The organism is Streptomyces sp. NPDC058464, from assembly GCF_042721035.1.
GTDB lineage: Bacteria > Actinomycetota > Actinomycetes > Streptomycetales > Streptomycetaceae > Streptomyces.
Map to the genome: position 1 here is coordinate 17,225 of NZ_JBHXMA010000032.1, position 22,620 is coordinate 39,844.

The 22,620-nt window shown below is 72.1% G+C and carries 19 protein-coding genes and 2 pseudogenes; 9 read left to right on the forward strand and 12 right to left on the reverse strand.

Annotated features, from left to right (window positions below):
* Positions 1 to 110: 110 nt before the first annotated feature.
* Together ACFWPQ_RS35085 and ACFWPQ_RS35090 are read left to right on the forward strand one after the other, a co-directional pair.
* The gene (locus ACFWPQ_RS35085; RefSeq protein WP_384043902.1) at positions 111 to 1,445 is read left to right on the forward strand and encodes a PP2C family protein-serine/threonine phosphatase; all 1,335 of its coding nucleotides are present in this window, start codon (positions 111 to 113) and stop codon (positions 1,443 to 1,445) included.
* A 102-nt stretch (positions 1,446 to 1,547) separates the two neighbouring features.
* Positions 1,548 to 2,588 (forward strand): MASE1 domain-containing protein, encoded by a 1,041-nt coding sequence (locus ACFWPQ_RS35090; RefSeq protein ID WP_384043905.1) that lies wholly within the window; start codon positions 1,548 to 1,550, stop codon positions 2,586 to 2,588.
* A 166-nt stretch (positions 2,589 to 2,754) separates the two neighbouring features.
* On the opposite strand, the gene ACFWPQ_RS35095 is transcribed toward ACFWPQ_RS35090, so the two are convergent.
* Complete coding sequence (locus ACFWPQ_RS35095) at positions 2,755 to 4,134, reverse strand: carboxypeptidase regulatory-like domain-containing protein (RefSeq protein WP_384043908.1); 1,380 nt, start codon at positions 4,132 to 4,134, stop codon at positions 2,755 to 2,757.
* Positions 4,135 to 4,324: 190 nt separating this feature from the next.
* Here ACFWPQ_RS35095 and ACFWPQ_RS35100 point away from each other — a divergent pair, with 190 nt between their 5' ends.
* On the forward strand, positions 4,325 to 4,963 hold the full coding sequence (locus tag ACFWPQ_RS35100; protein ID WP_384043911.1) for a TetR/AcrR family transcriptional regulator: 639 nt from the start codon (positions 4,325 to 4,327) through the stop codon (positions 4,961 to 4,963).
* 60 nt (positions 4,964 to 5,023) lie between these two features.
* The gene (locus tag ACFWPQ_RS35105) at positions 5,024 to 5,632 is read left to right on the forward strand and encodes a flavin reductase family protein (RefSeq protein WP_384043914.1); all 609 of its coding nucleotides are present in this window, start codon (positions 5,024 to 5,026) and stop codon (positions 5,630 to 5,632) included.
* Positions 5,633 to 5,698: 66 nt separating this feature from the next.
* On the opposite strand, the pseudogene ACFWPQ_RS35110 reads toward ACFWPQ_RS35105, so the two are convergent.
* Positions 5,699 to 6,115: pseudogene (locus ACFWPQ_RS35110) on the reverse strand (alcohol dehydrogenase catalytic domain-containing protein); the annotation flags it as partial.
* Between the two features lie 108 nt (positions 6,116 to 6,223).
* Between ACFWPQ_RS35110 and ACFWPQ_RS35115 the strand changes: the two are divergent.
* Entirely contained in the window at positions 6,224 to 7,471 is a 1,248-nt protein-coding gene (locus tag ACFWPQ_RS35115; protein ID WP_384043917.1) for an NADH:flavin oxidoreductase/NADH oxidase family protein, read from the forward strand.
* A gap of 39 nt (positions 7,472 to 7,510) precedes the next feature.
* Here ACFWPQ_RS35115 and gabD2 read toward each other — a convergent pair.
* The 3 genes and pseudogenes from gabD2 to ACFWPQ_RS35130 all read right to left on the reverse strand — a co-directional run.
* A pseudogene (gene gabD2, locus ACFWPQ_RS35120) lies at positions 7,511 to 7,768 on the reverse strand (succinic semialdehyde dehydrogenase); the annotation flags it as partial.
* Between the two features lie 14 nt (positions 7,769 to 7,782).
* The gene (locus ACFWPQ_RS35125; protein WP_384044154.1) at positions 7,783 to 8,721 is read right to left on the reverse strand and encodes an acetoacetate decarboxylase family protein; all 939 of its coding nucleotides are present in this window, start codon (positions 8,719 to 8,721) and stop codon (positions 7,783 to 7,785) included.
* 149 nt (positions 8,722 to 8,870) lie between these two features.
* Entirely contained in the window at positions 8,871 to 9,995 is a 1,125-nt protein-coding gene (locus ACFWPQ_RS35130) for a cation diffusion facilitator family transporter (RefSeq protein ID WP_384043920.1), read from the reverse strand.
* 270 nt (positions 9,996 to 10,265) lie between these two features.
* Between ACFWPQ_RS35130 and ACFWPQ_RS35135 the strand changes: the two genes are divergently transcribed.
* Together ACFWPQ_RS35135 and ACFWPQ_RS35140 are read left to right on the forward strand one after the other, a co-directional pair.
* Positions 10,266 to 10,700, forward strand: a complete 435-nt coding sequence (locus ACFWPQ_RS35135) for a hypothetical protein (protein WP_384043923.1) — start codon at positions 10,266 to 10,268, stop codon at positions 10,698 to 10,700.
* 110 nt (positions 10,701 to 10,810) lie between these two features.
* Positions 10,811 to 11,467 (forward strand): DUF3105 domain-containing protein, encoded by a 657-nt coding sequence (locus ACFWPQ_RS35140; protein ID WP_384043926.1) that lies wholly within the window; start codon positions 10,811 to 10,813, stop codon positions 11,465 to 11,467.
* Positions 11,468 to 11,591: 124 nt separating this feature from the next.
* Here ACFWPQ_RS35140 and ACFWPQ_RS35145 read toward each other — a convergent pair whose 3' ends face one another.
* From ACFWPQ_RS35145 to ACFWPQ_RS35155, 3 genes are all read right to left on the reverse strand, one after another.
* Positions 11,592 to 12,572 (reverse strand): LacI family DNA-binding transcriptional regulator, encoded by a 981-nt coding sequence (locus ACFWPQ_RS35145; RefSeq protein ID WP_384043929.1) that lies wholly within the window; start codon positions 12,570 to 12,572, stop codon positions 11,592 to 11,594.
* Between the two features lie 110 nt (positions 12,573 to 12,682).
* Positions 12,683 to 13,678, reverse strand: coding sequence for an ROK family protein (locus ACFWPQ_RS35150; protein WP_384043932.1), 996 nt, complete (start codon positions 13,676 to 13,678; stop codon positions 12,683 to 12,685).
* Between the two features lie 163 nt (positions 13,679 to 13,841).
* Positions 13,842 to 15,566, reverse strand: coding sequence for a class I mannose-6-phosphate isomerase (locus ACFWPQ_RS35155; protein ID WP_384043935.1), 1,725 nt, complete (start codon positions 15,564 to 15,566; stop codon positions 13,842 to 13,844).
* A 146-nt stretch (positions 15,567 to 15,712) separates the two neighbouring features.
* Between ACFWPQ_RS35155 and ACFWPQ_RS35160 the strand changes: the two genes are divergently transcribed.
* On the forward strand, positions 15,713 to 16,657 hold the full coding sequence (locus tag ACFWPQ_RS35160; protein WP_384043938.1) for an AraC family transcriptional regulator: 945 nt from the start codon (positions 15,713 to 15,715) through the stop codon (positions 16,655 to 16,657).
* Positions 16,658 to 16,690: 33 nt separating this feature from the next.
* Here ACFWPQ_RS35160 and ACFWPQ_RS35165 read toward each other — a convergent pair whose 3' ends face one another.
* Genes ACFWPQ_RS35165 through ACFWPQ_RS35175 form a run of 3 tightly spaced genes read right to left on the reverse strand, consistent with a single transcriptional unit; the run spans position 16,691 to position 20,449 of the window.
* Entirely contained in the window at positions 16,691 to 17,593 is a 903-nt protein-coding gene (locus ACFWPQ_RS35165) for an intradiol ring-cleavage dioxygenase (protein ID WP_384043941.1), read from the reverse strand.
* Positions 17,590 to 18,651 carry a maleylacetate reductase gene (locus tag ACFWPQ_RS35170; RefSeq protein WP_384043944.1) on the reverse strand — a complete coding sequence of 354 codons (1,062 nt, stop codon included), beginning with the start codon at positions 18,649 to 18,651 and terminating at the stop codon, positions 17,590 to 17,592. The genes ACFWPQ_RS35165 and ACFWPQ_RS35170 overlap by 4 nt, the downstream gene beginning before the upstream one ends.
* 4 nt (positions 18,652 to 18,655) lie before the next feature.
* Entirely contained in the window at positions 18,656 to 20,449 is a 1,794-nt protein-coding gene (locus ACFWPQ_RS35175) for an FAD-dependent oxidoreductase (RefSeq protein WP_384043947.1), read from the reverse strand.
* A gap of 356 nt (positions 20,450 to 20,805) precedes the next feature.
* On the opposite strand from ACFWPQ_RS35175, the gene ACFWPQ_RS35180 reads away from it, so the two are divergent.
* Positions 20,806 to 21,393, forward strand: coding sequence for a hypothetical protein (locus tag ACFWPQ_RS35180; RefSeq protein ID WP_384043950.1), 588 nt, complete (start codon positions 20,806 to 20,808; stop codon positions 21,391 to 21,393).
* A 115-nt stretch (positions 21,394 to 21,508) separates the two neighbouring features.
* Here the strand turns inward: ACFWPQ_RS35180 and ACFWPQ_RS35185 are convergent, their stop codons facing one another.
* Positions 21,509 to 22,354 (reverse strand): MOSC domain-containing protein, encoded by an 846-nt coding sequence (locus tag ACFWPQ_RS35185; protein ID WP_384043953.1) that lies wholly within the window; start codon positions 22,352 to 22,354, stop codon positions 21,509 to 21,511.
* Between the last annotated feature and the right edge of the window lie 266 nt (positions 22,355 to 22,620).

The window sequence follows — 22,620 nt, forward strand, 5'->3', positions numbered from 1 at the left end:
GCCGGAATGCACCGCTCGATCATGTGGGCGGACCCGACGACGTCGATCCGGAGCGACGATCGTCGGCCGAGGGTGACCGCGACCGGACCTTCCGCCACCGGACACCCGTGATGTCAGGAACCGGGGACGGGAGACCCGAGAGGGAGCCTCACCTCCCCGAGCTGCAGCTGCGTCTGCGCTCCGAGCTGGGGCGGATCGACGAGCAGCTGCACGCCCTGCTGACCGCCATGGACCGGCTGCAGGGCCTGCTGGACGCGGTGGTGGCCATCAGCCGCGAGGTCGAACTGCCCGCGGTGCTGGACCGTATCGTGACCACCGCCATGGACCTGGTGGGCGCCCGCTACGGGGCGCTGGGCGTGCTGGACGAGTCGGGAGACCACCTCGAGCAGTTCATCTCCGCCGGCCTGTCCGCGCAGGAACACGCCGACCTGGCCGGGACCGAGTTCCCGCGCGGTCTGGGCGTCCTCGGGCACCTGATCCGCCACCCCGAGCCCCTGCGGGTCGAACGCATCACGGCCCACCCGTCCTCCGTCGGATTCCCGCCCGGCCATCCGCACCTGCGCACCCTGCTCGGCGTCGCCATCAGCGTCCGCGGCGAGGTCTACGGCGACCTCTACCTGTCCGAGCGCCGCGACGGACGGCCCTTCGACGCCCACGACGAGAGCGTCGTCGTCGCCCTGGCCGGCGCGGCCGGCATCGCGATCGAGAACGTCCGCCTGTTCGAACGGGTGCGCATCGGAGCCGAGCAGTTCCAGCGCCTGCTGCTGCCCAAACTGCCCGACCTGCGGCCCTTCACCGCCGCCGCCGTCTACCGGCCGGCCGCCGAGCCCAGCCGGCTCGGCGGGGACTGGTACGACGCGATCCCCCTGCCCGGCAACGTCGTGGCCGTCGTCATCGGCGACGTGGTCGGTCACGATCTGCGGGCCGCCGCCGCCATGGCCTCCATCCGCAACATGCTGCGCGCGCTGCTGTACGAAGGGGGCGGGCCGCCCGGTGCGGTGCTCGCCCAGCTCGACCGCACCCTGCAGGCCATCACCGAGAATCCCGTCACCACCACGACCCTGGCACGCATCGAGCCGGACGGGCCGGGCTGGCGACTGCGGTGGAGCAGCGCGGGACACGTCCCGCCGCTGCTCATCACCCCCGGGCACCGGGCGGAGTACCTGTTCGTCGAGCCGGGGCTGCCCCTCGGGGTCGACTCCGAGCAGCCCCGCCCCGACCACTCCCGCTTCGTGCCCCCGGGCGCCACCCTGGTCTTCTTCACGGACGGGCTGATCGAGCGCCCGGACCGGCCCATCGACGCGAGCCTCGACGAACTCACCGGACTCGCCACCGCGTACGCCGACCTGCCGCTGGCGGAGTTCGTCCGGGCACTGGCCGACCACCATCCGAGCGACGGCCACGACGACATGGCCGTGCTCGCCCTGCGCACCCCGTGCGCCTGACCCGGCGGCGCCGCCGAACGTCCAGCTCAGCGGTGCCATGGAGGATCGGAGGGATCCGGCGGATGATGGATCTCGGGGCGATGTCGACGCGGAGGTCGCCCGATGACTGTCGCCCGGCGTGAACGACTCCGGCGCGGCGGTGTGGCCGCTCTGGACATCCTCGTCGTCGCGGCGCTGTACTACGGCTCGGCGAGGCTGGGGCTCCTCCTGCAACTGGTGCGCGGCCAGGTCACCCCGCTGTGGCCGCCGACCGGCATCGCCCTGGCGGGCCTGCTGCTGCGCGGGCCGCGGGTCTGGCCGGGGATCGCGATCGGCGCACTCCTGGTCAACGTCTCCCTCGGACCGTCGGTGTGGGCCGTCATCGGGATCGCGGCGGGCAACACCCTGGCGCCCGTGTGCTCGTACGCCCTGCTCCGCCGTACGGGGTTCCATGTCGAACTGAACCGGCTGCGGGACGCGCTCGCCCTGATCTTCCTCGGTGCGTTCACCGGGATGCTGGTCAGCTCGACGACGGGCAGCGCAACCCTGGCCCTCGCCGGTGCGCTGACCGCGGACCGGTTCTGGCCCACCTGGTCGGTCTGGTGGACCGGCGACGCGATGGGCGTACTGGTGGTGACGCCGGTCCTGCTCGCACTGCGCTCGGCACACCGGCCGAGGGACGTTCCGGTCTCCCGCTGGGTGGAGGCGCTGCTGCTCGTCGCGGCCACCTACGGCGTCGGGCTCCTGGAGACCGGCAGCACGCCGCTCATGTTCCTCGGCTTCCCGCTGCTGATCTGGGCGGCCTTCCGCTTCCAGCTGGCCGGGGCGGCGCCCTGCGCCCTGGCCGTGTCGACCTTCGCGGTCGTCGCGGCCGCCCGGGGGGCCGGTCCGTTCGCCGGTCACGACCTCCTCACCGACATGATCACCCTGCAGGCGTTCAACGGTTCCTCCGCGCTCACCGCACTGCTCGTCGCGGCGGCCGTCAGCGAGCGCAACGCGACGCAACGGGAGATCGCCAGAGCCTGTGGGCAGCTCGCCGCGATGGTGGCCAGACTCGCCGCGGGCGGCTACCCCGCACTGCCCCCCGACGACACCGGTGCCGACGACGCCGGCACCGAGGTCGGCGGGGAGGAGCCCGGGGGACGCCCGGGAAGACCGCCGTGACCGCACGCGCCCCGCGGAACGGCGGCGGGTCGGCCGCTCCTCTCGGTCACACCGGCGGGTCGGCCGCTCATCTCCGTCACACCGGCGGGTCGGCCGCTCATCTCCGTCACACCGGCGGGTCGGCCGCTCATCTCCGTCATACCGGCAGGCCGGCCGCTCATCCACGTCACACCGGCGGGCCGATCACGTGCACCGCTCTGGCATGACGTCCGTGCGGCAGCCTGCCGTGCAGGGCGAAGTCGGCCCGGGCCGTCAGCCCGCTCTGCAGCAGCGTCTGGTGCACCATCGGATGCAGGCCGGGCGCCGAGACCACGATGCTGAGGTACCCCTCGGGAAGACCGGTCGCGGCGTACTCACCGGTCTCGTCGGTCACGCTGCGCACGAGCTGGCGTCCCCGCGCGTCGATGACGGTCACCGCGGCGCCGCGGACCGGGCGGCCCTCGCGGTCCTGGACCCGGCCGGTGAGCACCGGCACCTGCTCCCCGAAGTGGTGCGCGTGCACCGGGAGCGCCGCCGGCCTGGGCGTCTCCAGTGACGGGTCCTCGACCGGGGGTTCCTCGACGAGCTCGCTCCGCCCGTCGCCGTCGTCCACCTCACCGGCTCCCCCGGCCCGCACCCCGGTCCTGCGGCGGTGCAGCCGGAGGTCGAGCCCGAGCAGGGCGACGCCGCCCGCGAACCAGGCGCAGAGGACCAGGACCGGCTCCAGCACTCCGGCGCCGCCGAAGTAGAGGACGCCGCGCAGCGCGTCCAGGCCGTTGGCCAGCGGCATCGCCGCGCGGACGTGCTGGAAGAACATCGGCAGCATCGGCGCGGGCACGGCGCCGCCGCTGGTCGGGATGCTCATCACGATGAACAGCCCCATGGCCACGGCCGGGAAGAACTGCCGGACGAACGGGGCGAGCCCCGAGGCGGCCGTCGCCACCGCCGTGGTGAGCAGGAAGGACACCCCCATGGCCGCCGGCCTGTCGGGCAGGTAGCCCAGCCACACGCCGGCGTAGAAGCCGACGACGCTGTACCCGGCGGCCACACCGGCGATGGTGAGGAGCTTCCTGCGCCGGCCGAAGGTCACCGCACGCAGCAGCGTGGTCGCCAGCACGTAGGCAGGGATGCTCCAGGCCAGGGCGAAGTACAGCAGGGTGGTGCCCAGCTCGTCCTTCTGTTCGGTGGGCGCCACGTCGACGACGGTCAGGTGCCGGTGGCTCTCGGCGGCGACCTGGGTGAACGTCCGGGTCAGGGCCTGTTCGAGGGAGGCGCCGTTGGCCTTCGCCACGTAGAGCACCGCGTGGAGCCGGTCCTGGCGGAAACCCGCCGCTGTGTCCCGGTCGAGCACCGACTGCCGGGCCGACGGGCCGTCGGCCACCGCGGTGACGTCGAACCCGCCGGGCGCCCTGGTACCCAGCGCGCTGTCGACCTGCCGGGCCACCGCGGGATCGGCCACGGCGACCTTCACATGGTGCGGCTGCGGTGCGTGCAGAGCGGGCGCGAAGAAGAACAGCATGCCCAGGAACAGGCACACCGGGAACCACAGGGCTTCGGCCAGGGTCATGGCCACGGACTGGCCTCTGGATCGTGCTGTCCGTTCCGCCACGGGAACTCCAATGCGCCGGGGACGACCGGAGCGGTTCCCGTCCGGCGTACGACTGAGAGCAGTCATCGTAATAGATTCTTGCAGTACTGCATTTTTGCAGTACTGTAGCAATTGTCCGGCCGCCGGCACCCGGGGGTCCGACGAGCGGATGGGGAGCGACGAGCACATGGAGAGCGGCCGCCCCGACGGGCTGCGCGAACGCAAGAAGCGAGCGACGCACCGAGCGCTGCAGAGCGCCGCGGTGGCGCTCTTCCGCCGGCACGGCCCGGAAGCCGTCACGGTGGAGAGCATCTGCGCCGAGGCCGGGGTCTCCCCACGCACCTTCTTCAACTACTTCGCCACCAAGGACGAGGCCGCCTTCATGCTGGAGGAGGGGGCACCCGCACTGATCGAGCGGCGGATCACCGCCCGCCCTCCGGAGGAGACCCCGCCGGAGGCGATCAGGGCCGTGTTCGTGGAGCGGCTGAGCGAGCTCGCCACCGGCAGGATCTGGCTGGACCGCGTGCTGTTGCTGCGCGAGCGTCCGGAGCTCCTGCCACGGATCATGTTGACCAACCGCACGGTGGAGGAGGCGGTGACGAGGGCGGTGGCGGCACGCACCGGCCTGCCGGAGTGCCACCTCTATGTACGGACGGCCGCGGCCGCGGTCTTCGCGGCACTGCAGGCCGCCATCAGCTGCTGGCAGCCGGACTCCGGCCCGGAGGTGGTCGCCCTGGTGTCCGAGGCCGTGGACCTGGTGAGCCGGGGGCTGCCCGCTCCCCCGCGGCCGACCGAACCGACGGTGTGAAGCACCGGTACGACCGGCCGCGGCGCGAGCCACGGCCGCTACAGCGCCTGGGAGGCCACCATGCGTCTGGAATACGCTCCTGAAGCGATGAGCAGCACGGATTTCTACCGGTTCCTGACGTCGGTCGTCGTTCCGCGCCCGATCGCCTGGATCTCCACGGTCACCCCCGACGGACGCACCGAGAACCTGGCCCCGCACTCCTTCTTCAGCATCGCCAGCACCGATCCCCCGATCGTCCAGTTCACCTCGATCGGCCGGAAGGACTCCCTGCGGAACGTCGAGGACACCGGGGAGTTCGTCGTCAACTTCTCGTCCGAACAGCTGCTGCGGCTGATCAACGCGACCGCCACCGACTTCCCCCGTTCGGTGAGCGAGTTCGACACCGCGGGCATCGCACGCGAGGCCAGCAAGTGCGTACGTCCACCCAGGGTCGCCGCGTCCCATGTGGTTCTGGAGTGCCGATCCCACACCACGCTGCGCATGGGCAACTCCACGCTGGTCTTCGGGCGGGTGCTGCATGCCGCCGTCGACGAGGACTACCTGGTGGACGGGCGGCCCAGCAGCGAGCTACTGCGTCCGCTCACCAAACTCGGCGCGGACGAATGGGGCACCCTGGGTGAGGTCGTGCACCTGAACCGCATCCCGTACGAGGATCCCGGCACCCCCTGACCGGGGCGGGGCGACGGCCGCCCGGCGCCGGCGGCCCTAGCAGCTCCAGCCGTTCACCAGCAGGATCCCGCCGACGGTGGTGACGACACTCACCCCCAGCGCCTTGGCGATCTGGACCGCCACAGTGCCGACGCCTCCGGCCCCGCCGTGCACGAGGAGGGTCTCGCCCTCCTTCAGCCCGGCGGTCATGACGATGTCGGACCACACCGTGGCGACCGCTTCGGGCAGGCCCGCGGCCTCGACCAGGCCGATTCCCTTCGGCACCGTGAGCAGCCGGCCCGCAGGGACGGCGACCTTCTGGGCGTAGCCGCCACCGGTCAGCAGCGCGCAGACCTCGTCGCCCACCTGCCAGCCGCTCACCCCCTCGCCGACGGCACCGATACGGCCCGAGACCTCCAGCCCCGGATACGGCGAAGTGCCCGGTGCCAGGGGGTAGAGCCCCCGGCGCTGCATGACATCGCCACCACCCCTGCCGACCCCCGTCCATCTGCGATGCAGGTCACACCCTTCCATGTTCACGTCGCTTACATCGCAGCCTTAATGTGAACACTGCACACATCGTAAGCGATCGAGATCGAGAGGGGAACCCGGATGACCAGCGAGCTGTTCTCGCCCTTTTCCCTGCGCTCCGGGCAGGTACTGAACAACCGGATCGCGAAGGCGGCCATGGAGGAGAACATGGCCGGCGACGGCCAGCTCCCGGACAAGGCGCTGTTCGAGCTGTACCGGCGGTGGGCCGCCGGCGGCACCGGGCTGCTGATCACGGGCAACGTCATGGTCCACGCCGAGGCGCTGACCGGTCCGGGCGGGGTGGTACTCGACGAGGCCGCGCCGCTGGAGCCCTTCATCGAGTGGGCCAGGGCCGGCCGGACGGGCGGCGGCGCGATCTGGATGCAGATCAACCACCCCGGCCGCCAGATCGGGTCCGACATGCCCGGCGTCGTGTGGGGCCCGTCCGCGGTCGCCGTCGACCTGGGCAGGCACAGCAGTCGTTTCGGCCGCCCCGTGGCCATGACGCCCGAGCAGATCCGGACCACCGTGACCCGGTACGCGGTCACGGCCCGGCGCGCCGAGCAGGCGGGCTTCGACGGCGTGGAGATCCACGCCGCGCACGGCTACCTGCTGTCGCAGTTCCTGTCCCCCCTGGTCAACAAGCGCACCGACCTGTGGGGCGGATCGCTGGAGAACCGGGCCCGGATGCTGCTGGACGTCGTGCGCGCGGTCCGAGCCGCCGTCTCCCCGGCCTTCGCGGTCGCGGTGAAACTCAACTCCGCCGACTTCCAGCGTGGCGGGTTCGACGCCGACGACGCCCGCCAGGTGATCGAGATGCTCGCACCGCTCGGCGTCGACCTGGTCGAACTGTCCGGCGGCAGCTACGAGAGCCCGGCGATGTCGGGACGCCCCGCCGACGCGCGTACCCAGGCCCGCGAGGCGTACTTCCTCGACCTGGCGAAGGACCTGGTCAGGACCAGCCCGTTGCCGCTGATGCTCACCGGCGGCATCACCCGGCGCGCCACCGCCGAGAAGGTCCTCGACAGCGGCGTGGCGATCACCGGGATGGGTACGGCCCTCGCCGTCACCCCGGACCTGCCCGCCCGCTGGCGCCAGGGGCGCGAGGCCGACGCACAGCTTCGGCCGGTGACATGGTCCGACAAGGCCCTCGCCTCGGCGGCCGGCATGGCACAGGTCCGCCACCAGATGCGCCGCATCGCCCGCGGCAGCCGCCCCACACCCGGCACCCACCCGGCGCTCGCCCTCATCTCCGAGCAGCGCAGGCAGCGCCGGGCCCTGCGCCGCTACCGCGCCTGGCTGTCCGCGTCACAGGGCGGCCCCGCGTAGACGGGCCGACGGACCGACAGGCCGACAGGCCGACAGGCCGACGGGAAGGGCCCCAGGTGCTCGTCGCTCGCCGCGACCACCGGCGCGCGCGAACGCGTCCTCGACCTCCCCCGGCGTGGAGACCGGCAGGTCGGCCAACGGGGAACCTGTGTAAGGGGCGTTGGTGGTGACCCGAGCGGCGTCGGACGCCGCGACGACGCGCGCGGTCAGCCGATCGATCAGGGCCGGGGTGAGCGAGGCCGGCAGTGCGGAACCGTGGAAGTCGGCGGGGGCGGGGGTGGCGTGGTCGATGGCCATGACAGGACTCCTTGCTACCGGCTCTGGACCGAGGTCGGGACCGGCATGTGCAGGGCGAGCTGGCCTTCGGTGACGACGTCGAACTGAATCGTCCGGATCGGGTTCAGGGAACGCAGGTCGTCGGCCATGCGCCCCTCCCCCACCTGGAGCGCGAGCTTGCGCGGGACCAGTTCCGCGCCGGCCGACAGCACGTTGGTCTGGCTCAGGGTCGAGTGCCAGGCGTCGTCGATGGAGGTGTACGAGGTGAGCGTCGAGACCCGCTTGCCGCTCGGGTAGGCGGTCTGGGCCGGTGTGGGCGCGGACAGCGCGAGGTCGGTGCCGCCGGCGCCGTTCGTCACGCGTGCGGTCGTCCGGTGGGCGTCGATGTCGACGTCGAGGTCGGTGACCCACTTGGGGAAGCCGTACCCGTCGTGGCCGCGCACCTGGGCGATCTCCGTGCTCACCGGGAGGGACAGCACGTAGGAGTCGAGGTGCTCGTTCTTCAGGGCGGCGACGAGGTCGAAGAAGTCGAGCCTGCCGTGCCGGGCCGGCTTCACGGCGATCCCGACGGCCGCCTCGGTGTAGAAGTCGATGTCGCACACGTCGTACCGGAAGAACATCACCGAGATCAGCCCGAGCCCGGGCGCGACCTCCAGCGGCGCCAGCTCCCCCGGCAGCCGGGAGCGGATCGCACGAGAGCGGGCGAGCATCGTGATCCGGGTGGTCGAGATGCGGTAGTAGAAGTTCGGGGTGAGCGTGGCGCCGATCGGGGATTCGACCCTGGTCTTGGGCAGCCGCCGGAAGAAGTCCACACCGCTGACGCGCGGATCACGGGCGACTTCGTCCAGATCGGTGTCCATCCGGTAGCGGTCGTACAGGCCGCCCTTGGGGATGGTGACGGTACGGCCACCCAGGTCGGCCTTGACTGTTTCCTGGACTGTTTCCTGGACCGTTTCCTGCTGGGACGAGGGCATCGACATGACTCCCTGACTCACATGTTGACAGTGATCACATGAGCGTATCCCTGGAATGTAAGCACCGTCAACAATGGGCGGAAGGGGGGAACCAGGGCGTGCGTCGATGCCGGAGGCCGCGGTCGGCAGCAGGTCAGCAGGTCAGTGGGTCAGTGTTCGTGCGGTTCGTCGCGGTGGACCGGGCCGTGCGGCTCCTCGCAGTGCCCGTCGGCGTCCAGGGGGAGCAGGTCACGGTCGCCGGGCAGGGCGCTGTGGAGCACGGGGGCGGAGGCGTGGTCGACCTGGAGGGTGGTGTGGGTGATGCCGTGGTCGTGGCGCAGGAGTTCCTCCAGGTCGCGGCGGACGGCGTGGCAGTCGCCGCCGGGCTCGACCAGGATGTGCGCGGACAGGGCCGCCTGGCCGGAGGTGATCTGCCAGACGTGCAGGTCGTGGACCTCGACGACCTGCGGCTCGGCGACCAGCTTGTCGCCCAGGGCGTCCGGGTCGACGTGGGCCGGCGCCGCCTCCAGGAAGATGCGGCCGGACTCGCGCAGCAGCCCGTACCCGGCCTTCACCATCAGGGCGACCACCACGAGGGTGGCGATCGCGTCGGCCCGCGCGAAGCCGGTCAGGACGACGATCAGCGCGGCGATCGCGGTGCCGATGAAGGCGAACAGGTCGTTGAGGATGTGCTGGTAGGCACCCTCGACGTTGAGCGAGGACCGGTTGGCCCTGGACAGGCACCAGGTCGCGGCCACGTTCACCACGATGCCGGCGAGCGCGGTGGCGAGCATCAGACCGCCCTCGACCTGCGGCGGGGAGACCAGCCGGCGTACCGCCTCGTAGGCCAGCCACGCCCCGAGCAGGAGCAGGGTCAGCCCGTTGGCCTGGGCGGAGAGGATCTCGGCGCGCTTGAGGCCGTAGGTGAAGCCACCCTTGGCCGGCCGGGCGGCCAGCCGCATGGCGATCAGCGCGAGGACGATCGAGGCGGCGTCGGTGAGCATGTGCGCCGCGTCGGAGATGAGGGCCAGTGAACCGGCGACGACACCGACGACGACCTCGACCGCCATGAACGCGGTGATGAGGGTGAGGGCGATGGCCAGCCAGCGGCGGTCGGCGTCCGCCGAGACACCGTGCGCGTGCCCGGCATGCCCGCCCGCGCCGTGCCCTGCGCCGTGGCCGTGCCCGTGGCCCTGGCCCTGGCCCTGGCCGTGGCCTTGGCCCTGGCCGTGGTCGTGGCCCTGGCCGTGGTCGTGGCCCTGGCCGTGATCATGATCGTGATCGTGATCGCTCATGCTGACGTCTTCCCCCTCGCGACGGGTGCCCTGACCGCAGTGAAACGCACCCGACCGGGAATCGCCAAAGGCTGCACCGGTGACCGTTGTCATCTCCGTTAGCACCCTTCTGACCTGCGGAAACATGTCCTGTGGGAAGCGGGTTCAAAGGCAACTCCCCACTGCCCGCCATGCAGGCGGAGGGCGTGCACAGGAAGGGGAGCGCCATGAGCACGGACAGCCCCGACCCCGCCAGCAGTCCGTTCACAGCGGCCGCCTAGCATTTCCGTGATGAGCGGCCGGACACAGCACGGGCGGCGCGGCGCGTGGCGGACCACGCGGCCCGCGGCGCTGTGCCACGCCCTGGTCATGCTGCTCACGGCGCTGGTGATGTGCCTGGGCCCCGCAGCTCATGCCGCCACCGACCTGGCGACCGCGCCGACGACCGCCACGTCGCCCGCCCCGACGGCACCGGCCGCCGGCCATCCGACCGACCACGGGACGGCGCAGGCGACCCAGCCGGGCAACTGCCCCGCCGGTGACGTCTGTTGCGCTCAGGACACGCACGGTGTCCGGGCGGTGCTGCCCACCGCGGCCCAGCCCGTACCGGCCGTCCTGCCCCACGTCCCCAGCCGCTCCGGCTCGGCCGTCCAGGCCTGTTCGCTCGGCCTGACGCCCACGCGCGGCGCTCCCGATCTCCACTTCCTCCAGGTGCAGCGGACGTAGCCGAACGCCACGCCGTGCGCTCAGGCGCGCGGCAGTCAGCGTCCGTTCATCCACCCTGCACCCACCGCCGCCCGACGACTCGGCCCGGCGGGGACGAGGAACGCCCAGTCATGTCCAAGACCAGCAAGAAGCAGGCCGCCGCCGATCGCAAGGCCCGTATCGAGGCGCTGCGCCGCGCCGAAAGAGCCCGCGAACGCCGCAACCGCGTCATCACCGTCACCCTCAGCACCGTCATCGTCGCCGGACTGGTCGGCTGGGGCGCCTACGCCGTCCACAACGCCGACCGGAAGGACGAGCAGAAGGCCGCCGAGGCCGCGAAGCCGATATCCGGCGAGAAGGTCTGGGACGCCAAGAAGCTCACCCGCAACCACGTCCAGACCAAGGTCGACTACCCCGAGAACCCGCCCGTCGGCGGCGACCACGCCCCGGTGTGGATGACCTGCAACGGCAACGTCTACACCAAGGCCGTCCCGGACGAGAACGCCGTCCACTCCCTCGAACACGGCGCGGTCTGGGTCACGTACAACGACAAGGCCACGCAGACCGACCGCGACACCCTCGCCGACAAGGTCTCCAAGACGCCCTACACGCTGATGAGCCCGGACAGGACCCAGTCCGGAGCGATCACGCTGACCGCCTGGGGCCACCAGCTCAGCGTGAAGACGGCGGCCGACCCGAGGGTCGAGCAGTTCCTCACCGAGTACGTCCAGGGTCCGCAGACCCCCGAGCCGGGTGCCGCCTGCACGAACGGGCTCACCGCGTCATGACAGACCTGCTGCGGGAACGCGGCTCGGCACCGCGATGACGCAGGTCACCGCGATGACGCACGGCACCACGGTGACGTACGGCACCGCGGCACGAAGCCACCTCGGAGGCCGGACACAGGAGGTCTCAGGCCCCGTAGCGCACGACGGACGTAGGTACCACCGTGCGGCGGGGCGGACCTGACGGCGCGTCCGGTGCTCGTTCGATGCGGTCCAGGAGGAGTCGGGCGGCCTGGCGTCCGACTTCTTCCGCGTCGTAGGAGACGACGGTGACGGGCACGCCCAGCATGTCGGCCATCTCGAAGTCGTCGAAGCCGGCGAGCGCGGTGTCGGTGCCCAGGCGACGGACGGCGCGGTAGGCGCCCAGGGTGATGCGGTTGTTGGTGCAGAACAGGGCGGTGGGCGGGTCGTCGCGGTCCAGGACCGCCAGGGCCGCCGTCTCCGCGGTGGGGATGTCGTGCGGCCCCCGGCGGATCCACTCCTCGCGGGGCGTCAGCCCGCTCTCCTCGTGGGCCGCCCAGTAGCCGCGGAAGCGTTCGGCGCCGGTGAACAGGGCGGGAGGGTTGCCGAGGAAGCCGATGGCCCGGTGCCCTTGCGCCAGCAGGTGCGCGGTGGCGTCGCGGGCGCCGCCGAAGTCGTCGACGAGCACGGTGTCGGCTTCCGTGCCGGAGGGGGGCCGGGAGGCGAAGACCACAGGGGTGCCGCCGAGCGAGGCGGGACTGAGGTGGCGGTGTGTGGCGCCGGCCGGGACCACGATGATCCCGTCCACGCGGCGTGCGACCAGGTCCTCCACCAGGTTGCGTTCGCGTGGGACCTGCTCCGCGGTGTTGCCCAGCACCAGCCGGAGCCCGTGTTCCTCGGCGACCTGCTCGGCGCCGAGCGCGAGCCGGGAGTAGAAGGGGTTGCCGAGGTTGGTGACGACGAGGCCGATCATGCCGCTGGGGCGGCGCAGGCGCAGGTTGCGGGCCACTTCGTTACGGCGGTAGCCCAGTTCCCGAACGGCGGCGAGCACCCGCTGTCTGGTCTCGGGGCTGATCCGCTTGTCGTCCTTCAGCGCCCGCGACACGGTCATGGCGCTGACTCCGACCCGGGCGGCCACGTCGCGCATCGTGGGAGCGGCCGACCCGGACGGTTCGGGGACGCCGGAAGGGGGCACTGCGCTCGCTCTCTCCTGAAGAGGGATGGCCGCGGGCGCCTCGACGGTACGCCCGCGGCCTTTCATCCTACGTGGGGGCCGTGGCCGGCCACCGCTGCGGACTGCGGTCGTGCTGCCCACGCGGCCGCGCCGAGCAGGGGTGCGTCGTGGGCCCGTTCGGCGGCGCGGAACCGCAGCCGAACGGCACGCCCGGCGCCCGCGCCGGTGCCGGCCCCACTTCTCAGCGGCCCTTCGATCAGGTCCCAGGAGGCGGCCATCGATCCGCCGACGACGAGCGCGGTCGCCCCGAACCGCGCCAGCCATGGCGCCAGCGCGACCCCCAGAGCCCGAAAGGCATGCTCCAGCGCCGCCCGCGCGTCCCGGTCCCCGCCGCGAGCCAGCTCGGCGATGGCGTGTACGTCGGGAACGCCGGGAACGCCGGGAACACCGGAGGCATCAGGAACGCCGGGAACATCGGGAACATCGCCGACCAGGCCCTGGTCGGCCGGCACCGCCCCGGCGTACGCGGCGCGGATCGCGCGCCGTGACACCGTCTCCTCCAGGGGCCGGCCGTCGTACGACAACAGATGGGCGCTGCCGTCCGGCGGTACCAGCGGTCCGTCGTTGACGGGCTCACCCCGGTCGAGGAACGCGGAGCCGACGCCGCTGCCCAGCGTGATGCACACGGCGCGTTCATGACCGGCGGCCGCTCCCACGACGCACTCGCCGATGCCGAAGGCGTCCGCGTCGTTGAGGAAACGCAGGGCGCCGGGCACCGGGCGCATCCGCCGGGACAGTTCCGCGCGCACGTCCACGCCGTACAGCGCGTCGAACTTGCCGACGTCCTCGAAGAGCGCGATGCCGGACGCGTAGTCGAACGGGCCGGGCACGGCCACGCCCCAGGCCGCCCCCGCGGGGGCGTCGATCCGGGCGGCGGTGGCGGCGATGCCGTCGAGGATCTCCTCGGCGGTGCCCTGCGCGGGCAGCGGCCGACGCACCACCTCGCCGACCGTCCTTCCGCCGCTCAGGTCCACGAGGGCGGCGGTGACGTGGGTGCCGCCGACCTCCAGGACCGGCACGGATGCGGATACGGATACGGAGGTGGACGTGAACGTGGATGCGGATGCGGATGCAGGTGCGGTCAGCACGTGATCAGCCCCTTGTCGTGCGGCTTCGGCCCGGCCCGGGGGCAAGATGCCCGACATGGATTGCGTTATCGATAACACGCCAGTTGATCCGTGCTCAGCGGACCAGGGATTTGACCACGTGCACCGGCCGCCCGCCCAGCGGCCGGAGCCGGTAGGCGCCGACCGCGGCGGGCACGGTCAGCGTCTCGGCGAAGACGAGTTCATGGCTTCGGCCGTCGGCGGTCTCGACGACCACGCCCTCGCCGGAGGAGACGTTCAGGATGTGGAAGCGGCCCTCGGTGTCGTCCTCGGCGGGCCGGGCGCCGTCCGCCGCCGGGTCGATGACCAGGCGCCGGACCTCGTAGAACATCTCCGGCAGGGCGCCGATGACCTCCTCGCGCCAGCCCGGCCCCTCGCGCAGCGTGCGCGGCTCCTGGATCAGGTCGCGGACCACGCCCTCGCCCTGGCGGCCGGTTTCGAGGTTGGCGAAGCCGTGTTCGTAGGGCAGCGGACGGGAGTTGCCCCGCGCGTCCTTGCGCAGCCAGTCGTAGAACCGCAGCGAGTACAGGTACGGCGTGGCGCTGACCTCCAGGACGAGGTTGCCCGCGCCGGAGGCGTGCGGGGTGCCCGCCGGGATCATGTACAGCTGTCCTTCCCGCGAGGGGTGGCTCTGCACGAACCGCTCGACGTCCATCTCCTCGCCGCGCTCGATCGCCGCCTCGACCTGCTTGCGCATCAGGCCGGTGTCGGCGTCCTGCCGGAGACCGAGGTGGATGCGCGCGCCCTCGCCGGTGTTGGCGGTGACGTAGTAGGTCTCGTGCTGGGTGTAGGGCCGGCCGAAGCGGGCCCGCATGTACTCGGCGCGCGGGTGCAGGTGCAGGGAGAGGTTGCCGCCCTCCACCGTGTCCAGGTAGTCGTAGCGGATCGGGAACGAGGTGCCGTACTCGGCATGGACGGCCGCGCCCAGGAACTCCACCGGGTGCAGCACGCACAGCAGTTGGAAGGGCAGCTCGACCTCCGCCGCCGGGCCGTCGCCCACCAGCACGCCCGCCTCCGGCGCGATCAGCTCGTAGCCGAGCGCGGTGTTGCCCTGCCGCGGCTCGAAGCCCAGCTCGCGGACGGCCCACTGGCCGCCCCACGGTGTGGAGTTGAAGTACGGGCGGGAGCGCACCGGGCCCCTGGCGAGCGCCGCGAGCGTGGCACGCATCGTCGCGCCGTCGACGGAGGCGGGGGTCTCCGGGTGCTGCAGGTCCAGCCAGCGGTCGATGCGACCGGCGATCGCGTCGCGGTGCGCGTCGGTCATCGGCCAGTCCGCGTAGAAGAGGCGGCGCAGGTCGCCCGGCTCACGGTGCCGTCCGAGGTTCACACCGAGCGGCGGCTCCTGAGCGGCGATCGCCGCCTCCGCGTGACGTTTGGGCAGGTCGGCGTACCAGAGGAGGTCGTGCTCGACCAGCGCCGAGCCGGGCCCGTGGACGACGAGCAGCCCCTCGGCGGGCCGCTCGGCCCGCGGCAGTTCGCGGTAGACGTCGGCGAGCGAGTTCTGCGCCAGCGGCAGGTAGTAGGGGTCCGCGGTGGGACCGGTGCTGTCGCCGGTACGGCCGAGGACGGTGTCCCAGTCGGCCTCGTGAGCACGCAGGTCCAGCAGCCGGGTCGGCACCCCGCGGTCGGCGAGGGCGGCGGCCAGCGCCGCGGCGGCACCGTCCCAGTCCAGGGCGGCCGGGCCGTCGAGGGCCAGGACGGCGGGGCCGGCCGGAAGGGTCCTGACGGCGGCATCCCAGCCACGGGCGACGGCGCCCCCGACCGTCGCGTAGCGGGGGTTGCGTTCATAGAGACGGGTCACGTCATGCTCCAAGGACCGGCGTGCGTCTTGCTTACGAGGTAGGTGCGTTAACGATAACACTGGGTCTCATCGCGCCCTGGAGTCAAGAGCCAGGCGCCCTCCGGCACCGGCACCTGTCCTGCCGCCGGCGGGACTACGCTGGGGGGATGACGACCGGCATGCTGTCGGAGCCCGTGCGCTTCAGCACGATCGGACTGCCCGAGGCGCAGCGTGTCGCGCTGTGGGAGAACCACAACGCGAGCGCGTTGATAGGCCTGCGCTGCCGGTCGCTCGATGACGAGGCGCTTGAGGCGACGGAGATCAACCTTCAGCTCCCCCGGGTGCATGTGGCCCGGGTGACGGGGAACCCCCACGTCGTCGAACGTACCCGCGCGGTCGTGCGGCGGCTGCCGTCCGAGGCCATCGCCTGCTACCTGACGCTGGTGGGAGAGGCGTTCTTCTATCACGCCGCCGGCGTACAGGTCGTCCGGCCGGGGCAGCTGATCGTGTGCGACGCGGACCGGCCCTTCATGCGCGGCTTCTCCCAGGGCCTGGAGGAGCTGGCCGTCAAGGTGCCGCGGCAGGTGTGGCGGGAGGTCGCCGGGCCGGAGCCGCTGGCCCGCCCCCGGGTCTTCGACTTCGGCACCGGCGACCTCCAGGCCCGGACGCTGGCGCGGCTGGCCGGCCGCGCCGTGCACCCCGAGACGTCCCGGCCGGTCGACGAGGACACCCTGCTGGACCTGCTCGCCGGCGTGGTGACCGGCCGACCGGCCGCGCTCTCCGCGGTCCATCTGGCGATGGCCAAGGCCTATGCCGAGGACCACTTGAGCGACAGCGGGCTCACCGCGGCCCGGATCGCCAGGGGCATCGGGATCAGCGAGCGGCATCTGTCGCGGGTGTTCGCGGCGGGCGGTACGACGGTCCCGCAGTACCTGCTGGCACGCCGGCTGGAGGGAGCGCGGGCGCTGCTGGCCGGGGGCGGGAACCCGACCGTCGCCGAGGTGGCCGCGCGCTGCGGCTTCGGTTCGCCCGCCCGCTTCTCGCACCGGTTCAAGGAGCGGTACGGGGTGCGCGCCACCGATGTGCTGCGGGAGGCCCGGGCCGACGGCTGAGCCGGACCCGCCGCCACCCGCCCAGGGCGCGGGTCAGGCGCCGTCCGGTGCGAGCACGATGTCGAATCCGGCCCGGGACCAGGCGCGCCCCGCCAGGTCCCGCCCGTCCGGTGTCGGGGTGTCCGGCGGCTGCCGCCGGAACTCCTTGACCAGGGAGTCCTTCACACCGAACACCGCGTCGTGGTCCAGGAGTTCGTCGCCCCGCACGAAGATGTGCGTGACCAGGGTGCGCAGGCCGGGTGCGCTGACCATGAAGTGCAGATGCGAGGCGCGCATCGGCGAACGCCCGGTCGCCGCCAGCAGCTCGCCCACCGGTCCGTCGTGCGGGATCGGGTACGGCGTCGGGGTCAGGGCCCAGAAGCGGTAGCCGCCGTCCGCCCCGGTGAACAGGTGCGCACGGGCGGCCGTACGGTCGTCGCCGTACTGCGTGTCGTAGAAGCCGTCCTCGTCGGCCTCCCACACCTCGATGCGCGCGCCGGAGACGGGCTTGCCGGTGGTGTCGGTGACGGTGCCCGCCACCCAGCAGGGTTCACCGGCGGCGCCGAACGCGAGGTCCCCGCCGTCGGCGATCTCCGGGCTGTTCTCGACGAAGAAGGGCCCGAAGACGGTGGCCTCGGTGGCGTCGCCGTACGCCTGGTTGTTGACGGCGACGGTCTGCATGGAGGCGCCGAGCACGTCCGAGAGGAGGATGAACTCCTGGCGCCGGTCGTCGGTGATGTGCCCGGTCCGGGTGAGGAAGTCGATCCCCTTGCTCCACTCGTCCTCCGTCAGCCGCACCTCCCGGACGAACGCGTGCAGATGGCGCACCAGAGCCTGCATGACCTCCTTGAGACGGGGATCGGTGCAGTCGCCGAACGAGTCGAGGACCTGGCGGGTGATCTCGGCCTCCCGCGCCTGCTGCTCGGCGGGGACGGCGGCCCGGGTCTCGCTGGTCATGGCCGTGCTCCTTCCCAGGCCGCACGCACCAGCCGGAGGACCGGTCCGAGCGTGACGGCCCGCGGGTTGTCGGGCGGTGCGGCGGCGACGATCGCCTCCGCCGCCGGGGTGATGCCGTCCTCGGGCATACCGAGGTCGCGCAGGGCGCGCGGTGGGTCCAACTCGTCGTACATGAGGGCCAGTCCGGCGGTCGCCGTCGGCGCGTCGAAGGCCGCCGCGAGGCGCTGCTCGGCCTCGGGGGCGTGCGGTGCGTTGAAGGCGAGGACGTGCGGGAGGACGACGGCGTGGGTCTGGGCGTGCGGCAGGTCGAACATGCCGCCGAGGACATGGCAGATCTTGTGGTGCAGCCCCGAGCCGGCGGACGCGAAGGCGGTCGCGGAGAGGTACGCGCCGTACAGCGCGCGCTCCCGGCCGTCCAGCCCCTCCGGTTCCTTGACGATCAGCGGCAGCCCGGTGCGCAGGGCCCGGACGCCCTCGGCCGCGAGGGCCTGGTCGATCGGGTCGGTGCGCGGCGCCCACATCGAGTCGACGCAGTGGGCGAGGGCGTTGAGCCCGGAGGCCACGCTCATGCCGACCGGGAGGGACAGGGTCAGCGCGGCGTCGTAGACGACGGCGCGGGGCAGGACCCGCGGGTCGGTGCCGGTGGTCTTGCGGGCGTCCTCGGTCAGGCCCCAGACCGCGGTGGCCTCGGAGCCGGCGTAGGTGGTCGGCACCGCGACCACCGGGATCCCCGAGGTCAGGGCGACCGCCTTGGCGAGGCCGGTCGTCGAGCCGCCGCCGACGGCGACCACGACGTCCACGTCGTGCTCCCGCGCCGCCGCACGGGCCCGCTCGGCCACCGCGACCGGGACGTGCATGACGACATCGCCGTCCCGGTCGTGCCAGTGCGCGACGGGCAGCCCGTCCGCGATCTCGCGGGCGACGGCCCGCGCGGCCGGGTCGGCGATCACCATCGGCCGCAGGCCGCCGAGGAGTCCGACTTCGGCGGCCAGGTTCGCGGCCGCCGCACCGGAGGCGAACCGCACGCGCTGCGGCAGGTTCTCATGGTCGAAACGCACCGGCTCAGGCCCTTCCCAGTACGGCGGTCAGGGCGTCCCGCAGCCGGCCCGCCGGGTCGTCCGGCAGGGTCGTCGCACGCCAGGCGATGTGCTTGTCGGGGCGGACCAGCAGCACCCCGCCCTCCTCGACCCCACGCAGCTTGGCCCAGTCGTAGTAGAGGTCGGTGACCTCGCGCCCCGGGCCGATGACGACCGTGGCCAGCGGCACACCGAGTTCCTGCCCGACCTTCTCGGCCGCGGCCTCCCATGCCTCGCCCGCGATGCCGGTGAGGAGCGTCCAGCGGTCGTACGGCGCCAGGTCCATCAGCGCCTTGCGGTGCGCGCTGTCCCCGACCCAGGCGTGCGGCAGGTGCGCGCCCGGCACCGTGGACATCTCGTAGTAGAGGTCGGGGTCGCGCCCGGACACGGGCGGCGCGCTGCCGTCGGGGACGATCGCCGACGAGGTGTAGAACTGGCCGAGTTCGACGCCGTGCGCGTTGAACTCGTAGTTCTTCAGGTCCATCGCCCGCACCAGCGCGGCCCGTTTGGCGGCGCCCTCGGGGGTGTTGGCCTTGCGCTCCTCGATCGCGGCCGTCATCTCGGCCTCCGTCGTGGCGTCGAGGACACCCAGGGCCCTGAAGATGTCGACGAACTCCCGGCTCGACCTGTTGGCCCGCTTCACGATCCGCTCGGCGACCGGCGCCCGCTCGGCGGAGTAGGTGTCGAGCAGCGCGGGATCCGCCTGGCCCTTGAGGACGGCTGCCAGCTTCCACACGAGGTTGTAGGCGTCCTGCACCGAGGTGTTGGAGCCGAGGCCGTTGCTCGGCGGGTGCCGGTGGACGGCGTCGCCCGCGCAGAACACCCGGCCGCTGTGCAGGCGGGTGGCGTACATCTCGTTGTTGCCCCAGAGGCTGGTGCCGGTGATCTCGACGTCGAGGTCCGGCATGCCGAGGAGGTTGCGGACGATCTGGACCGCCGCCGCGTCGTCGACCTGCGGGGGCTCCTCGTTGATGTCGTAGCCCCACACGATCAGCCACTCGTTCCAGGGACGGACCATCCGGACCAGCCCCGCGCCGATCCCGCCGACGTTCGAGCCGGGCTGGATCACCCAGTACAGGACGGAGGGCCGGTGGGAGACGTAGCGGCTGATGTCGGCCTTGAAGGTGATGTTCATCGAGCCGGCGATGTCCATCGCCCCCTCGAAGGGCAGCCCGATGTCGGCGGCGACCATGGAGCGGGCGCCGTCGGCGCCGATCAGGTACTTGGCGCGGATCAGGTACGCCTTCCCGGTCAGCCGGTCGAGGACGTCGACGGTGACGCCCTCGGCGTCCTGCGTGTGGGAGAGGTACTCGGTGGAGAAGCGCACCTGGGTGCCGCGCCGGGCGGCGTTCCGGACGAGGATCGGCTCCAGATAGGTCTGCGGGATGTCCACGGTGAGACAGGGCGAGGCGAGCCGGTAGTCCGCCTCGCGGTCCGGGCGGGTGCCCCAGGTGTGGATCCGGCCGATCTCCTCCCCGGCGATGCTGGTGCAGAACACCGTGTCGCCGACGAGGTCGTGATCCGTGGCGTCGGCGAGCACCTGGTCCTCGATGCCGAGGTCACGGAAGACCTCCATGGCGCGCTGGTTCGTGATGTGGGCGCGAGGGGTGTTCGCCGTCCAGCGGTACTTGGTGATCATGATGTTGTCCACGCCGAGCGTGGAGAGCGCCAGGGCCGCCGCGGCGCCCGCCGGTCCGGATCCCACGACCACGACGTCCGTGACCATGACCGGACCGGCCGGGAGTTCGGTCTCCGCGGTCCCGTCGTTGAATTCCGGCATCCTGGGCACCTTTCGTCCGTCCGGCGTCGTCGCCGGTGGCTTCACTGTGCGCCCGGCGACACCCGGTGACAGCAGCCGCACGCGTTCTCGGCGGAAACCGCAAGACATGGCGGATCCGGGTGGGTGCGGTGACCCCGGAGCGGGGGTCTCCTCGGCCGCCACGAACCCGGGCGGTGCGCGGACGGAGCTGTGGGTGCCGGTGATCCTGGCCGCCTCCTCCATGCACGGCTTCGACGACGGCCCTGGTCACCGTGCCGACGTCGGCAGGGCCGAGCCGTCGCCGACCGGGCGCCGCAGGCACCTGCCTCGACCGTGTACAACTACGACTCGCAGTACTTCAACGGTGGGGACGACATGTGTATCGAGTAACGGCCGGGCCGATCCTGTGCGTCATCGACTGGGACCCGTCCCGTCCGAATCAGCTGACGACTCTGGCCGTCGGCAGCGACCGGACCGACATCGCGGAGCGGAAAGCGGCCACCGCGCTGGCGGACGCACCAGGACTCACCTCCTGGCTGGGTCTGCCGGTGACCGCGCGGCAGAGCCTCGTCCGCGCATGCCGGCCGATCCCGACCCTGGGCATGTACTGCGTGATCGATGACGAGCAGGCGGTAGAAGAAGGCGATTTCCTGCGCTGCGCCGTCGAGGACACCGTGGCGCAGTTCCTGCACCGCTTCCGCGGATGGAGCGAACTGCACATCGCCCTCGCACAACCCTCGGAAGGTCTTGAGAAAGCGGTAGCAGCGCCCCTTCGGGCCGAGGGCACCGATCCTCGTTTCGTGCAGGACGAGGTCTTTCCCGGGCTACGCCGTCTGGCTCGGCTGAGCGCTCTGGTCTGCCGGGAGACGGAGTACAGAGTGGATGTCCCTGAGGACGAAGACCTCCTGGAGATCTACCACACCTACGCGGTGGGTTCCCTGTCCTCAGCCGCAGAGCCCTGGTGAGAAACAACTGCACTCGTGAGGCGGTGGCCCCCCGACGCGCTGCGGGACCCACGCGTCCCTGCCCGACGGCACGCAGCCGCCGGCCCTCCTCTCGGCGGCCTCCTGGTCAGGTTGGTCAGGCGGCCTCCTGCACCGTGATCACGTCGCCCACCCGGACCGTCCCTGCTTCCAGCACGTCCAGGTACACGCCGAGGCACGAGAGCCGACCGAGGTCGAACACGGGGATGCGGTGGTCCCGGGCGACCGCGCGCATGATGCCCGGGTCCGGCGGCAGCTCGTCGTGGCCGAGGGTGGGTACCACGCAGCGGGGTGTGGGCACCACGACCCGGAACAGCGCCTCGCCCACGCGCAGACGTGATCCCGGCCAGGCGTCCTCGGGGAAACCCGGCCCTTCGTCGGTGTCCACCACCAGGTTCGGCCGGAACCGGCGCGCGTCGAAGTCCCCGGCGGGATACACGGTCCGCATCCGGTCCAGGGACGCCGTGGTGACGAGATGGACCCGCCCGAAGTCGAAGAACGTACCGGGGGCGACGCCGCCCGTCGTGACGCTCACCCCCGTGACATCGACGGAAGCGGTCACCCGCACGACATCCGGAACACCGCCCTCGTAGTCCGGCACGGCCCGCTCCAGCCTGCTGTGCTCCGGTACGACGGCCGACACGAACACCTGGCGGCCCAGCAACTTGGACAGTTGCATGTCGAGGTCCGGGTCCTCCACCGACAGGGCCGTGCCGTCCGGCAGCACGACCCGGACCGCGCCGGAGTCGTCCAGCCGGCTCCGGCAGCGCAGCAACTCGCCCCATTTGCGGGGGTGTTTGGCGCTGCCCACGGCACCCGTCCCGTCGAGTACGGCGTACCCCCGGTCGCCGGTGAATCCGCGTTCCGTGACGGCGACGGCGATCACGGCCTCACCCAGCATGGACTTCACCGGATACCGGTACAACGCTGCCACAGTCCCCATGGATCGATTATGGCCGTCGGGCGCGAGGAGAGAGAGCGGCTCCTCGTGGAACCGCTGTCCCGTGCTGTCCGGGTCGGCCTCGAAGACGCGACGCCCCGCCGGCACGTGGCTCAAGGCCGTCGAGGCTCCGGCCGCGCGTGCCCCGGACCTCGTCGTGGCCGCCTGTATCGCACCGCGCAGAGCCGTCGTGATCCGCGGCGGAACGCTCCTGTTGAGCGCCCCGTCGATTTCGCTACAAGTTCCGAAATTATTCGTGATGGCTCGGC

Excerpts from the sequence above, each read along its gene's own strand:
- ACFWPQ_RS35085 (WP_384043902.1), top strand. The coding sequence starts at position 111 with ATGTCAGGAACCGGGGACGGGAGACCCGAGAGGGAGCCTCACCTCCCC.
- ACFWPQ_RS35090 (WP_384043905.1), top strand. The coding sequence starts at position 1,548 with ATGACTGTCGCCCGGCGTGAACGACTCCGGCGCGGCGGTGTGGCCGCT.
- ACFWPQ_RS35095 (WP_384043908.1), bottom strand. The coding sequence starts at position 4,134 with ATGACCCTGGCCGAAGCCCTGTGGTTCCCGGTGTGCCTGTTCCTGGGC.
- ACFWPQ_RS35100 (WP_384043911.1), top strand. The coding sequence starts at position 4,325 with ATGGGGAGCGACGAGCACATGGAGAGCGGCCGCCCCGACGGGCTGCGC.
- ACFWPQ_RS35105 (WP_384043914.1), top strand. The coding sequence starts at position 5,024 with ATGCGTCTGGAATACGCTCCTGAAGCGATGAGCAGCACGGATTTCTAC.
- ACFWPQ_RS35115 (WP_384043917.1), top strand. The coding sequence starts at position 6,224 with ATGACCAGCGAGCTGTTCTCGCCCTTTTCCCTGCGCTCCGGGCAGGTA.
- ACFWPQ_RS35125 (WP_384044154.1), bottom strand. The coding sequence starts at position 8,721 with ATGCCCTCGTCCCAGCAGGAAACGGTCCAGGAAACAGTCCAGGAAACA.
- ACFWPQ_RS35130 (WP_384043920.1), bottom strand. The coding sequence starts at position 9,995 with ATGAGCGATCACGATCACGATCATGATCACGGCCAGGGCCACGACCAC.
- ACFWPQ_RS35135 (WP_384043923.1), top strand. The coding sequence starts at position 10,266 with ATGAGCGGCCGGACACAGCACGGGCGGCGCGGCGCGTGGCGGACCACG.
- ACFWPQ_RS35140 (WP_384043926.1), top strand. The coding sequence starts at position 10,811 with ATGTCCAAGACCAGCAAGAAGCAGGCCGCCGCCGATCGCAAGGCCCGT.
- ACFWPQ_RS35145 (WP_384043929.1), bottom strand. The coding sequence starts at position 12,572 with ATGCGCGACGTGGCCGCCCGGGTCGGAGTCAGCGCCATGACCGTGTCG.
- ACFWPQ_RS35160 (WP_384043938.1), top strand. The coding sequence starts at position 15,713 with ATGACGACCGGCATGCTGTCGGAGCCCGTGCGCTTCAGCACGATCGGA.
- ACFWPQ_RS35165 (WP_384043941.1), bottom strand. The coding sequence starts at position 17,593 with ATGACCAGCGAGACCCGGGCCGCCGTCCCCGCCGAGCAGCAGGCGCGG.
- ACFWPQ_RS35175 (WP_384043947.1), bottom strand. The coding sequence starts at position 20,449 with ATGCCGGAATTCAACGACGGGACCGCGGAGACCGAACTCCCGGCCGGT.
- ACFWPQ_RS35185 (WP_384043953.1), bottom strand. The coding sequence starts at position 22,354 with ATGGGGACTGTGGCAGCGTTGTACCGGTATCCGGTGAAGTCCATGCTG.